Source organism: Mycobacterium sp. E2733 (assembly GCF_001667585.1).
In the GTDB taxonomy this organism is placed as follows: Bacteria; Actinomycetota; Actinomycetes; order Mycobacteriales; family Mycobacteriaceae; genus Mycobacterium.
The window spans coordinates 43,065-55,707 of the sequence record NZ_LZJZ01000024.1; the positions used below are offsets into that span (position 1 = coordinate 43,065).

Below are 12,643 nucleotides of genomic sequence, written 5' to 3' on the forward strand. Positions count from 1 at the left end.
ATGCCGCGGTAGGGGCGGAAGTCCTTATCTCGTTTTGGACGACGACTTTTGGGTGTGACGGGGATACTCGAACGATGGTCGGGAAAGCGCGATCCGCGCGGTGGCCGTCGAGCATCAGGCGCCGGGACGGACGCCTGGTGCCTTTCGATGTGGGCCGCATCGAGACGGCGATCGCTCGGGCCGCCCGTGAGGTCGGACACTGCGAGCCGGAGTTACCCGGCCGGCTGGCCAAGTCCGTGGCCGATGCGCTGGCGAGTCAGGCCCGGCGGGGAATTCCGGGGGTCGAGGAGATCCAAGATGTGGTCGAGGCGCAGCTGGCGGCGGCCGGCCTGGACGGCGTTGCCCGCGCTTACGCCGTCTACCGCGGGCACCATGCCGAATTGCGTGCGACCAAAGAGCTGATCGGTGTGCGCGACGAACTCAAATTGAGCGTGGCCGCCGTAACGGTGCTCGGCGAGCGCTATCTGCTGCGGGACGAGCGCGGCAGGCCCATTGAATCGACCGGCGAAATGATGGACCGCGTCGCGAACCATGTCGCGGGGGCCGAAGAGCAATTCCGGCCCGGGTCCTCGGCGGTGTGGGCTCAACGGTTTTCGGCGCTGCTGCGTGGCCTCGAGTTTCTCCCCAACTCGCCGACGCTGATGAACGCCGGCACCGAACTGGGGCTGCTTTCCGCGTGTTTCGTTCTGCCAGTTGCTGATTCGTTGCACTCAATCTTCACCGCGCTCGCGCAGAGCGCGGACATACACCAGGCCGGCGGGGGAACCGGCTACGCGTTCACCCACCTACGACCCGCCGGCGATTCGGTGGCCCGCACCGGCGGGACGGCCAGCGGGCCCCTGTCGTTCCTTCGGCTGTTCGATCACGCCGCCGCGGTGATCTCGATGGGTGGTCGCAGGCGCGGCGCGTCGATGGCGGTGCTCGACGTATCGCACCCCGACATCTACGACTTCGTCACCGCCAAGTCCGGCGCGCCGAGCGAGCTCAACCAGTTCAATCTGTCGGTGGGCGTAACGGATCGGTTCCTGCGCGCCGTCGGGCGCGGCGGCAGCCATCGGCTGGTCAACCCGAGGACGGGCACGACGGTCGCGACCGTGCCCGCGGCCGATCTGTTCACCGCGATCTGCGAGGCCGCACACCAATGCGGCGACCCCGGACTGGTGTTCCTCGACACGATCAACCGCGCCAATCCGACGCCGGCGCTCGGCCGGATCGAGGCCACCAATCCGTGTGGGGAAGTCCCTTTGCTGCCTTACGAATCGTGCAACCTGGGTTCGATCAACCTTGCCCGGATGGTCACTGGCGGCGGCGTCGATTGGGATCGGCTCACAGCGGTGACGGAACTGGCCGTGCGCTTCCTGGACGACGTCATCGACGTCACGCGCTTTCCCTTCCCCGAAGTCGAAGCAGCCACCAAAGCCACCCGCAAGATCGGGCTGGGCGTCATGGGCCTGGCGGAGATGCTGGCGGGCCTGGGCATTCCGTATGACAGCGAGCGCGGGGTTCGCCTGGCCGGCCGGATCGCCCGGACCGTCAACCGGGCTGCACACGCCGCCTCGGAGCGACTGGCGGAAGAGCGCGGACCGTTTCCGGCCTTCCCGGACAGCCGGTTTACGGGATCGGTGCCACGGCGCAACGCCCAGCTCACTTCGATCGCGCCGACCGGCACCATCTCGTTGATCGCCGGGACCAGCGCGGGGATCGAGCCGATGTTCGCGATCGCCTACGTGCGTGCCGTTATCGGGCGACGCCTGCTCGAAGTCAACTCGTGTTTCGACCGGCTCGCCCGCGACCGGGGTTTCTACCATCCCGACCTGATCGCCGAGATCGCCCGGCGCGGCGGCGTGCGCGAGGCTCGACACGTACCGGCGGAGGTTCGCGCGGCGTTCCCCACCGCAGCGGAGATCACCCCGGATTGGCACCTGCGGATGCAGGCCGCGGTGCAGCGGCATGTTGACGCCGCGGTGTCCAAGACCGTCAATCTGCCGGCGGAATCGACGGTCGACGATGTCCGCGCGATCTATCTGGCCGCGTGGAAGGCGAGGGTGAAAGGCATCACCGTCTACCGCTACGGCACCCGGGCCGGCCAGGTGCTCACATACGTCGGCTCCAACCAGGCCCTGCTTGCCGCCGATGCCACGTTCAGCGGCGGTTGCCTGGGACGCCGGTGCGAATTCTGACCGTGCCCCAAGCGGGTCGATTGGCCGCCCGCGCGGGGTCCTACGGCCCTAGCGACGGCCACGGCGGCGCCCTACTTTCGAGCAAGAGGCGGCAGCCGTACCGTCTCGCCTCAACGGTTCTGGAGGTTTGCGGTGCGCGATGCGATCCCAATCGGGCGGATCGCCGGATTTCCGGTGAAGGTCCACTGGAGCGTGCTGGTCATCCTGTGGTTGTTCACCTGGAGCCTGGCAAGCACCCTGCCGGGAACCGCCAAGGGATATTCGCACGGCGCCTACTGGTTGGCCGGAGCGTGCGGCGCGCTGGTGCTGTTGGCCTCGCTGGTGGCGCACGAGCTCGCACATGCCGTCGTCGCCCGCCGCGCCGGGGTGTCGGTGGGGAGCGTGACGCTCTGGCTGTTCGGCGGCGTGACCACCCTTGGCGGCGAGGCGAAGACACCCAAGGCGGCATTCCGGATCGCCATTGCCGGCCCCGCAACCAGCCTCGCGCTGGCGGCCGCGTTCGGCGGGCTGGTCGCGGCCCTGCAGACTGTGCGCGCCGCTCCCATCGCGGTCGGCGTCGCTTCCTGGTTGGCCGTCATCAACCTGCTGCTGGGGTTGTTCAACCTGTTGCCGGGCGCACCCTTGGACGGTGGTCGGGTGCTGCGGGCCATCCTGTGGCGCCGCCACGGGGACAGCGTGCGGGCCAGCATCGGCGCGGCTCACGCCGGACGGGTGGTCGCATTCATCCTGATTGCATTGGGCTTGGCCGAATTCTTGTTGGGCGGCTTGGTCGGCGGTGTCTGGCTGGCGTTCATCGGTTGGTTCATCTTCGCCGCCAGTCGCGAAGAGGAGACCCGGATATCGACCCAGCAGATGTTTTCCGGCGTACGCGTCGCCGACGCGATGACCGCCCGGCCGCATACCGCTCCCGGTTGGATCACCGTCGACGATTTCGTCCAGCGCTATGTGCTCGGTGACCGGCACTCGGCGTATCCGGTCGTCGACCGGAGCGGGTCGATCACCGGTCTGATCACGTTGCGGCGGTTACGTGAGGTCGCGCCCGCCCAGCGGGCCACCAGCACCGTGGCGGAGGTCGCCCAACCGCTGCACGAGGTGCCGTCCGGCGCGCCGCAGGAGCCGCTGACCGCCCTGCTGGAGCGGATGGCACCGGCCGGTCCCCGCAGCCGTGCCCTGGTGTTCGACGGCGGTGAGGTGGTCGGCATCGTGACGCCCACCGACGTGGCGCGGCTCATCGAGGTTTATCGGCTCGCCCACCCGGAAGACGCGAAACCGACTTCGGCGCAGAGCATTTAGGCCATGTCACTCAGGGTTTGTGGGCGACGATGGCGACCGCGGTCAGTTGCTTGCGGTGCCGGCGGAATGTGCGGCGCATCGTGAGGACCCGCTTGCGGGCGTCCCGATGGACCAGCACGTTGCGGGCGAACCGCAGCGCCCCCAGCAGCCCTTCGTCGGCGACCAGTCGGCGCGGCTGCAACAGCGCCATCGGCGCGGTCGCGACGTGGTCGACCACCAGCCCGTGGCCGGCGAGCAGCCGCGACCATTCCGCGATCGTCAGCGGCCGCGCGTTCACCTTGATCGCACGGGCCAGCGATTGCCGGATGTCGGTGCTGACCTCCTCCGAGACCGTGTCCGGGGTCAGGGCCAATTCGTGGATCGCATACCGGCCCCCCGGCCGTAGCACGCGCGACGCCTCGGCGACGATGGCGTGCTTTGCCGCGTCGCCCTGCATGGTCAGCATCGCCTCCCCGATGACGACATCCGTACCTGCGTCCGGCAATCCGGTCGCCGCCGCATCGGTGACCCGGACCGCGCCATTCTCGACGCCGAGTTCGGTGAGCACGCCGCGAACCACCGTGGCCGCGTCGGGATCCCCCTCGGCACCGATGTACGACCGTGGGTGGCGGGCCAGGATCTCGGTGGCGGTGCGGCCGAGGCCCGGGGCCAGCTCGACCACGTCGGCGCCGGCCAGCTCGGCGCGGGCCAGCAGGGTGCGGGTGAGCTCGACGCCGCCGGGTCGCAGGACGCGTTTACCGAGCCGGGCCAGCAGCCAATGGCCCGCGACAGCGTCGTCGGCGCGGCCCGCCGCAGGCAGGGAAGGTCGCGAATCGGATCGTGACTTGATCATCAGACCGCCTGCCGCGCAGGCGATTTCAGAAGGGCATTCACGGTTCTCCCAAACGCTCTCGTTTTTACAAGCAATGTTGTGTAAACTCTAGCCCATGACGTACGTAATCGGGAAGCCGTGCATCGATGTGATGGACCGCGCCTGCGTGGAGGAGTGTCCCGTCGACTGTATCTACGAGGGCGGCCGCGCGCTCTACATACATCCGGACGAATGCGTGGACTGCGGCGCGTGCGAGCCGGTGTGTCCGGTCGAGGCCATCTACTACGAAGACGACCTGCCTGAGGAACTCAGACCGTACCTGGCCGACAATGAGGCGTTCTTCGCCGAAACGCTGCCGGGTCGCGACGCGCCCTTGGGATCCCCGGGTGGGGCGGCCAAGATCGGTCCGCTCGGTGTAGACACGCCTTTGGTGGCCGCTCAGCCGACGGCCGACCAAGCAGAGGGAGCGTGAGGGTCGCGTGAAGTTGTCGCCGACGTCGACCGGGGAATCGGCCAGCCGCCGCCGCGAGGTCCTGCGGGTGTTGCGGGCGTCGCCCGAGCCCATGAGCATCGCCGCGATCGCCGACGTGCTGGGCGTACACCCCAATACCGTCCGCTTCCACCTCGACAGCCTGGTCGGTGACGGGCAGGTGGAGCACGTCGAGCTGGACCGCAAGGGGCCGGGTCGCCCGCCGCTGATGTTCCGTGCGGTCCGGCAGATGGATCGCGGCGGCACGCGGCACTATCGCCTGCTTGCCGAGATCTTGGCCGTGGCGTTCGCCGGAGAGCGTGATGCCGGCGCCAAGGCGTTGGCCGCGGGCCGGGCCTGGGGGCACAAACTGGATGGCAGCCTGGAAGCGGTACCCGCGAAACCCGCCAGCGCCGACGACGCCATCGACCACTTGGTCAACATGCTCGACGAGCTGGGCTTCGCGCCCGAGCGCCGGGCGGCCGACGGGGAGCAACAGGTGGGCCTGCGGCACTGCCCGTTCCTGGAATTGGCGGAGAACCGGACCGCCGTCGTGTGCCCGGTGCACCTGGGCCTCATGCAAGGCGCCATGGAAGCCTGGGAAGCGCCGGTGTCGGTCGATCGGCTCGACGCCTTCGTGGAACCGGATCTGTGCGTGGCGCATCTGGCGCCGCAGCAGGCGGCCAAATGAGCACGGGACCGGCGATCGCCGTTGCGGTCACCTTCGTGTGGCTCGGCATGGTGCTGGCGATCTCGTTCCTGGAAGCCCCGCTGAAATTTCACGCGCCCAACGTGACCTTGCAGATCGGGCTCGGCATCGGTCGGCTGGTGTTTCGGGCCCTCAACACCGTCGAGGTCTGCTTCGCCCTGGTCCTCGTGGCGATCGTGGCCGGGGGCCTGACGACCACGGGCATCGCCGCCGCGGTTTTCGTCGCTGCCGGCGCGCTGGCCGTGCAGCTGATCGCGGTACGCCCCCGATTGACCCGCCGATCGGACAGCGTGCTCGCCGGGTCGGCCGGACCGCGCTCCCGAGCCCACTACGTGTACGTCGGCTTCGAGGTGGTCAAGGTAATCGCGTTAGTCGTTGCGGGGATACTGCTATTGACGGCCTGATCGCGTCCGCTCAACCGCAAAGGACTCAAGCTATGGAATCGATCTCGTTGACCAGCCTCGCGTCCGAAAAGCTGGCCGAGGCCAAGGAATCGCACAGCGGCCGGGCCGCCCACACCATTCACGGTGGCCATACCCACGAACTTCGGCAGACTGTGCTGGCATTGCTTGGCGGCCATGAGCTTTCCGAACACGACAGCCCCGGTGAGTCAACGCTGCAGGTGCTGCAGGGCCACGTCCGCCTGACCGCCGACGGTGACGCCTGGGAAGGCAAGACCGGCGACTATGTCGCGATTCCGGCGCAACGGCACGCCCTGCTTGCGGTCGAGGATTCGGTGGTCATGCTGACCGTGCTCAAGACCATTCCCTCGGTTCACTAGCCGGATGCTTTCGACGCCCTGGTCAAGGGAATTCGGGCTGCGGGTACCGATCGTCAACGCGCCGATGGGGGGCGTCGCGGGGGGTCGGCTGGCCGCGGCACTCACGGCGGCCGGCGGCCTGGGCATGGTCGGCATGGGCAGCGTCGCCACGAGGGACCTGCTGCGAACCCAGCTGCAGCACGTGCGGGGAAGGTTCGGTATCGGCCTGGTCGATTGGGTGATGCGCACCGAGGCGGGGCTGCTCGAGGATTCCCTGGCCGCGCGGCCGGCCCTGCTGTCGGTCAGTTTCGGGACCGACTGGTCCTGGGTCGCGAAGGCGCACGACGCCGGGATCGCCACCGCCACACAGGTATACGACGCTGTCGGGGCGCGGCAGGCGGCCGATGCCGGCGTCGACATTCTGGTCGCCCGGGGTTCGGAGGGCGGCGGTCACGGCGAGACGAAGCTCGCGACGCTGCCCTTGCTCGACACCGTGCTGGACGCCGTCTCGCTGCCGGTGCTCGCGGGCGGCGGTGTCGCTTCGGCGCGCAGCCTGGCCGCCGTGCTGGCCGCCGGTGCGAGCGGGGCCTGGGTGGGTACCCGCCTGGCCGCGTGTCCGGAGTCGCTCTCCGGCGACGGCAGCCGCCGCGCGCTGATCGCGGCCCGGGCCACCGACACCGCGGTCACCCGGGCCTTCGACGTCGCCCAGGCCCGGCCGTGGCCCGCGCGATTCCCGTCCCGGGTGCTGACCAACGACTTCGTCGAGCGATGGTCGGGCAAAGAGGACACGATCAACCGGCAGGCCTGCGACGACCTCGCCGCATCCATCGCCGCCGACGACCGCCGCGTGGCCCCCGTGGACGCCGGTCAGGGCGTCGGGATGATTGCCGACGCTGCGTCGGTGGCCGAGGTGATTGACGAAATGTGTTCGGGCGCAGAGCGTTTGCTGAGCACCTGGGGCTCCTAGCGTCGGCCTAGCCGTCGCCGGGGGTGAGCACGACGCAACAGCGGTCCGGCCCGGGGCACAGTTGGGCGTCGGGTCCGTGCGGCGCCAGGGCATCGGCGAGGCCGGTGATGAGCGCGTGGTTCATGTTGCAGGCCAGCTCGGTCTGCTCCTGCGCGAGCGCGTGGAATGGGCAGTTGGCGAGTTCGATCCTGCGACCGACGGCGCGGGGCTCATAGCCGTACCTGCTCAATACCTTGACGGCGAGCTTGAGTCCCGCGGCCGCGCTGGCGGGCCGGCGCGGCGTGGCGCCGATGGTCCGCCCGTATTCGTGCGCGACCCCGTTGAGGACCTCGACAACGGGCTGACCGGTTGAGGACGACTCGGCGATCGCCGTCGCCATCAACCGTCCCGCCAGTTCGTACTCGCGCTGGGGAAGGGTGACCGCGATGTCGCGGCCCGCCCGGCGATACAGCTTGGACGTCCGTCCGGCGCCCGGCCCGGATCGGCCGGTCACGCGCGCGTAGTCGCTCTCCAGCAGGCCCTCGGCGGTCAACCGATCCAAGTGAAACTTGGCCTGGTGGTGGGCAATGCCGACCGCGTCGGCCGCCTGGTCGCGGCTCACCGGTGCCGGCTGGGCGCACACGAACCGGTAGAGCTCGCGGCGCACCGGATCGGCGAGCGCCCCGATGCCGGCGGCGTCGCGCTCCAGGGAGTCGTCGTCCACGTCAACAGCCATTTCTAACAGATAAAACTCTTGACGCTACAGTCTACAGGTTCTAACGTTCAGATTATTATCTGTTAGAAGGAGGAATCCATGACCACTACCCGCGCGAATCCCGCACTCGCTGCCCAGCTGAAGGACCCGGCACTGTCGGCGTACTACGCCCTTCGCATCGTGTTCACCGTCGCGCCTATCGTCTTCGGGCTGGACAAGTTCTTCAACGTCCTGACCCACCCGCATCACTGGAGCATGTACCTGGCCGGCTGGATCAACGACCTGGTGCCCGGGACCGCCGATCAATGCATGTATCTGGTGGGCGTCATCGAGATCGTGGCCGGCGTGCTGGTCGCCGTCGTACCGCGGTTCGGCGCATGGGTGGTCGCGGCGTGGCTGGCGGGAATCATCCTCGACCTCGTCACCGGTCCGGGCTTCTACGACGTCGCACTGCGCGACTTCGGTTTGCTGGTCGGCGCCATCGCGCTCGCCCGGCTGGCGCAGGGCGTGCACGCCGGCAGCATCGGGCGCCGATAGCCGGCCGGCTCAGACCCCGCGCAGATAGCGTTTCGCGATGACGCGCTGGGCAACCGACACCACCGGCCTCGCGGCCTTACTCCACCAGGTCGCGGGCCGCGAGAACGCCGTCACCTCCGCGAACACCGCGGAGGTGACGGGGTCACGCCGGACGACGAAGCGCTCCTCGCCGGACTCCGGATGCCCCGGCAAGGTGCCGTAGGCAAATCCACGGATGTCGGGCTCGTCGACGACATACACCACCCGGCATGGCGCGGGCAGAAACCCCATGCGCACGATCACAACGGTGCCGACCTCCGCGACGTCGGAGCTGGCCCGCACGCCCAGCCCGGCCCCGTGCTGCATGCCCCAGCGCATGACGGCGTCGGCGGCCCGCTCGAAGCGCTGCTGACCCGTGCCGATCTGCTTCTCCGTGTGCAGGTGGCCGTAACCCGGAGGCAAGTCGCCCGACGCGGTCGCTCCAACCTCGGGGTAGGTCAACGGGAGTTCCTCGAGCGCTCCTAAGTCCACTTGCCCAGCTTGCCACGCCGAGATGCGCGACGACATTTCCGGCGTACGGTCGTAAAAGTGACCGCACAGAACTCGAAAACCGTTGCACAAGCGTCCGGAACCTTCACCCTCGGCGGCGACCTGACCGTCAACCGGCTCGGATTCGGCGCCATGCGCCTGACCGGTAAGGGAGTCTGGGGCGCGCCCGCCGATCGCGACGAATGCGTCCGGGTGTTGCGCCGCGCCGTCGAACTGGGCGTGAACTTCATCGACACCGCGGACTCCTACGGCCCCTACATATCCGAAGACATCATTCGGGAGGCGCTGCATCCCTACGAGGGCCTGGTGATCGCGACCAAGGCGGGGCTGCTGCGCACCGGACCGGACGTCTGGATCCCGCTTGGCAACCCGACCTACCTGCGCCAGGAGTGCGAGATGAGCCTGCGGCGCCTCGGCGTCGACACCATCGACCTCTTCCAGCTGCACCGCATCGATCCCGACTTCCCGCTGGCCGATCAGGTCGGCGAGCTGCTGACGCTGAAGAACGAGGGCAAGATCCGCCACATCGGCCTGTCCGAGATCAACGTCGACCAACTCACGGAGGCCCAGCGGACCAGCGAGATCGTGTCGGTGCAGAACATGTACAACCTGTCCGCCCGGGGCGCCGAACCGCTGCTGGACGCCGCGACCCGCCAGGGCATCGGCTTCATCCCGTGGTTCCCGCTGGCTGCCGGGCCGCTGGCCGCGCCCGACGGCCCGCTGCAGCGCATCGCCGGCGAACACCACGCGAGCCCGTCGCAACTGGCGCTGGCCTGGTTGCTGAAACGGTCGCCGGTGATGCTGCCGATTCCCGGCACATCGAAGGTGGCGCACCTGGAGGAGAACGTCGCTGCCGCCGAGATCGAGCTGAGCGACGAGGAGTTCGAGGCGCTGTCGACCGCCGGAGGTCAGAAGACCGTCTGACCGCCGGATACGGTGTCCCGGTGACCAGCGGACAGGCCAGGCACCCTGGCGGCGGGTTCAACCCCCCCGAGCCGACGACCAAGGGCGGCCCCGACTACGGCCGGTTCATCGACGCCGTGCGCAAGCTGCAGGACCACGCCCGCGCCGTAGACGCCCCCGACGAAGTCATCACCGAGGCGGCGAATCAGCTGGAGAAGCTGTCGGCGCTGCTCGCCCCGTACGACGCCGATGAGTGGGCGGCGCCCTCCGGCCGCCGGATGGACCTGCCGATGCGCGGCAACGTCCTGACGGTTCCAATGTCTGCCCGCAAGGGTGACGACGGCCGCGTGCACGGCTGGGCGCGTTTCGCCCGGTTCCATCTGGGGCGCAACGGCGCGGTGCACGGCGGCTCACTCGGCATGCTGTTCGACACCGTGCTCGGCCTGACGGCGGTTCTTCTGACCGGGAGCCGACGCTAGCGCACCGCCTACCTCAGGATCGATTACCACAACATCGTGCCCATCGAAAAGGAGTTGCAGTTCGATGCGGGGGTGGACAGGTTGGACGGGCGCAAGATCTTCGTCTCCGGCCGGCTCACCGACGGCGACACCCTATTGACCGAAGCCGACGCCCTGTTCGTTCGGCTCAAGCCCGGTCAGCCCTAGCGCTATGCCACGAAAATTGTTGCCCCGCAAAGAGTTTAGTGACTTCCGGCGGACACCGGCACGGTCGCCCGCGCCGGTGCGTCGGCCGAGTCCGTGTGGGTACACGCGAGATTGACCCGTGCATTTCGGGGAAAGGGGTTTCGGTGTGGCGCTAGCCGGCCTGACAATGGCGGACTTGTTCCGTGCGGTCGACTTGACTGGGGTGTTCGGCAACGCCCTGCTGGGCGGCGTGGTCGCCCGCAAGGAGAAGCTGGACCCCGTTGGCTTCGCGGCCCTCGCCGTGTTGTCGGGCCTGGGTGGCGGCATGATCCGCGACACTCTGCTGCAGCGTGGCACCCCGGTCGCGCTCACCGACTACGCCTACCTGTTGACCGCACTGGCGGGAGCGGCCATCGCCTTCGTTTTCCGGGTCGAGGGCCGGGTGTGGAACTGGGTGTGGCCGGTCGTGGACGCGCTGGCATTGGGGTGCTGGGCGGCAACCGGTGCGCACAAGACGCTCGCCGTGGGGCTCGGCTGGTTGGCGGCGCTGCTGCTGGGCACGATCTCGGCGGTCGGTGGGGGAGCGACGCGTGACATCGTGATGCGTCGCGTGCCAGGCATCTTCGGTGGGAACACTTTGTACGCCACGTGCGCTCTCGCCGCGAGCGGCGTGCTGGTGCTCTTCAACTACCGCGACCATCCGACCCCCGGGCTGTTGGTGGGCGCACTGACCGGGACGGTGTTGTGCGCCCTCGCGCAGTGGCGTGGCTGGACGTTGCCCGCCGTGGGCGCCTGGTCGCCGGCAACCGTTTTGGCCCGGGGTCAGTCCCGCCGGTCGACGCCAGGGGCCCACCAGACGGAGGAGGACTTCAAGAATGGCGACAGCCACTAACTCGGTGTCCACGCGGGTGCTTGCGGGGCTGCGCGACGCGCGTGACTGGCAGGAGGACTTCTACTGCAATCTGCACCAACACCCGGAGCTGTCACACCAGGAGCGCGACACGGCGGCAGCCGTGGCCCAGCGGCTGGGTGGCTTCGGCTACGACGTGCACGAGGGCATCGGCGGCACGGGCGTCGTCGGGATCCTGCGTAACGGCGACGGCCCGGCCGTGTTGCTGCGGGCCGACATGGACGCGCTGCCGGTCAAGGAAGACACCGGGCTCCCGTATGCCAGCACGGCCACCGCCACCGATGCGGACGGCAACCGGGTGCCGGTGATGCACGCCTGCGGCCACGACGTTCACGTGACCTGCCTGCTCGGAGCGGCCGCGCTGCTGGCCGGGGCCCGCGGCCAGTGGAAGGGCACCGTGATTGCGTTGTTCCAGCCCGCCGAGGAGGTCGGTGACGGCGCACGCGGCATGCTCGACGACGATCTCGCAACACTGGTCGGCCGCGTCGACGTCGCCCTCGCCCAACACGTCCTGCCTTTCCCGGCCGGTCAGGTCGGCACACGGCCCGGGCCTGTCCTCTCCACCGCGGACAGCATGCGGATCACGGTGTATGGCCGCGGCGGGCACGGCTCGATGCCCCAGGCCACGGTCGATCCGGTGGTGCTCGCCGCGATGATCGTGATCCGGCTGCAGACCGTAGTCTCCCGTGAGGTCGCGCCAACCGATTCCGCGGTGCTGACCATCGGCAGGATCGAGGCGGGAACCAAAAGCAACATCATCGGCGACCACGCCGTGCTGGAACTGAACCTGCGCACATACAGCGAGCAGACCCGCAACAGGATCCTGGATGCGATCCGCCGCATCGTCACGGCCGAATGCCAGGCGTCCGGAGCGCCGATGGATCCCGCTTTCGAGCTTTTCGGCCACTACCCGGCGACCGTCAACGATTCGGTGGTCACCGACCGGGTGCGCGCCGCGTTCGACGATTTCTTCGGCGACCGATCATGCGATCTGCCGCTGCAGGCCGCGAGCGAGGACTTCAGCGACATTCCCACGGCGCTCCAAATGCCCTATTGCTATTGGGGTGTCGGCGGCGTCGATCCCGGTGCCTATCGCAAGGCGGTGGAGAGGGGCCGCGTCAGCGAGGACATCCCGGTCAATCATTCCCCGACGTTCGCACCTGTCATCCAGCCCACCCTCGACACCGGTACCCAAGCGCTGACTGTTGCCGCGCTTGCCTGGCTCGCCGGGTCATAAT

General features: G+C 68.7%; 14 protein-coding genes and 1 pseudogene. 12 read left to right on the top strand and 3 right to left on the bottom strand.

Annotation, left to right across the window (positions count from 1 at the left end; genetic code table 11):
- Positions 1-74: 74 nt before the first annotated feature.
- Positions 75-2,180, top strand: a complete 2,106-nt coding sequence (locus A5678_RS05550; protein WP_197502041.1) for an adenosylcobalamin-dependent ribonucleoside-diphosphate reductase — start codon at positions 75-77, stop codon at positions 2,178-2,180.
- Between the two features lie 132 nt (positions 2,181-2,312).
- Entirely contained in the window at positions 2,313-3,473 is a 1,161-nt protein-coding gene (locus A5678_RS05555) for a site-2 protease family protein (protein WP_068039649.1), read from the top strand.
- A 10-nt stretch (positions 3,474-3,483) separates the two neighbouring features.
- Here the strand turns inward: A5678_RS05555 and A5678_RS05560 are convergent, their stop codons facing one another.
- Positions 3,484-4,305 carry a class I SAM-dependent methyltransferase gene (locus A5678_RS05560; RefSeq protein ID WP_068039653.1) on the bottom strand — a complete coding sequence of 274 codons (822 nt, stop codon included), beginning with the start codon at positions 4,303-4,305 and terminating at the stop codon, positions 3,484-3,486.
- Positions 4,306-4,399: 94 nt separating this feature from the next.
- Between A5678_RS05560 and fdxA the strand changes: the two genes are divergently transcribed.
- The 5 genes from fdxA to A5678_RS05585 are packed head-to-tail and all read left to right on the top strand — an operon-like array spanning position 4,400 to position 7,189.
- Positions 4,400-4,756 carry a ferredoxin gene (fdxA, locus tag A5678_RS05565; RefSeq protein ID WP_068039659.1) on the top strand — a complete coding sequence of 119 codons (357 nt, stop codon included), beginning with the start codon at positions 4,400-4,402 and terminating at the stop codon, positions 4,754-4,756.
- Between the two features lie 7 nt (positions 4,757-4,763).
- Entirely contained in the window at positions 4,764-5,444 is a 681-nt protein-coding gene (locus tag A5678_RS05570) for a metalloregulator ArsR/SmtB family transcription factor (protein ID WP_068039662.1), read from the top strand.
- Positions 5,441-5,866: a hypothetical protein gene (locus A5678_RS05575; RefSeq protein ID WP_068039665.1), complete on the top strand. Its 426-nt coding sequence runs from the start codon at positions 5,441-5,443 to the stop codon at positions 5,864-5,866. Before A5678_RS05570 ends, A5678_RS05575 begins: the two co-directional genes overlap by 4 nt.
- 32 nt (positions 5,867-5,898) lie before the next feature.
- Positions 5,899-6,243 carry a cupin domain-containing protein gene (locus A5678_RS05580; RefSeq protein WP_068039668.1) on the top strand — a complete coding sequence of 115 codons (345 nt, stop codon included), beginning with the start codon at positions 5,899-5,901 and terminating at the stop codon, positions 6,241-6,243.
- 4 nt (positions 6,244-6,247) lie between these two features.
- Entirely contained in the window at positions 6,248-7,189 is a 942-nt protein-coding gene (locus A5678_RS05585) for a nitronate monooxygenase family protein (RefSeq protein WP_068039670.1), read from the top strand.
- 7 nt (positions 7,190-7,196) lie between these two features.
- On the opposite strand, the gene A5678_RS05590 is transcribed toward A5678_RS05585, so the two are convergent.
- On the bottom strand, positions 7,197-7,904 hold the full coding sequence (locus tag A5678_RS05590; RefSeq protein ID WP_197502042.1) for a metalloregulator ArsR/SmtB family transcription factor: 708 nt from the start codon (positions 7,902-7,904) through the stop codon (positions 7,197-7,199).
- A 78-nt stretch (positions 7,905-7,982) separates the two neighbouring features.
- Between A5678_RS05590 and A5678_RS05595 the strand changes: the two genes are divergently transcribed.
- Entirely contained in the window at positions 7,983-8,420 is a 438-nt protein-coding gene (locus A5678_RS05595) for a DoxX family membrane protein (RefSeq protein WP_068039676.1), read from the top strand.
- Between the two features lie 9 nt (positions 8,421-8,429).
- Here the strand turns inward: A5678_RS05595 and A5678_RS05600 are convergent, their stop codons facing one another.
- A complete protein-coding gene (locus tag A5678_RS05600; RefSeq protein ID WP_068039678.1) occupies positions 8,430-8,930 on the bottom strand; it encodes a DUF1990 family protein in 501 nt (166 codons plus the stop codon).
- Between the two features lie 57 nt (positions 8,931-8,987).
- Between A5678_RS05600 and A5678_RS05605 the strand changes: the two genes are divergently transcribed.
- The 4 genes and pseudogenes from A5678_RS05605 (at position 8,988) to A5678_RS05620 (ending at position 12,642) form a co-directional block, all read left to right on the top strand.
- Positions 8,988-9,872: an aldo/keto reductase gene (locus A5678_RS05605; RefSeq protein WP_068039683.1), complete on the top strand. Its 885-nt coding sequence runs from the start codon at positions 8,988-8,990 to the stop codon at positions 9,870-9,872.
- Between the two features lie 20 nt (positions 9,873-9,892).
- A pseudogene (locus A5678_RS05610) lies at positions 9,893-10,516 on the top strand (PaaI family thioesterase).
- 145 nt (positions 10,517-10,661) lie between these two features.
- Positions 10,662-11,387: a trimeric intracellular cation channel family protein gene (locus tag A5678_RS05615; protein ID WP_068039686.1), complete on the top strand. Its 726-nt coding sequence runs from the start codon at positions 10,662-10,664 to the stop codon at positions 11,385-11,387.
- Between the two features lie 16 nt (positions 11,388-11,403).
- Positions 11,404-12,642 carry an amidohydrolase gene (locus A5678_RS05620; RefSeq protein ID WP_197502044.1) on the top strand — a complete coding sequence of 413 codons (1,239 nt, stop codon included), beginning with the start codon at positions 11,404-11,406 and terminating at the stop codon, positions 12,640-12,642.
- Position 12,643: the final 1 nt, after the last annotated feature.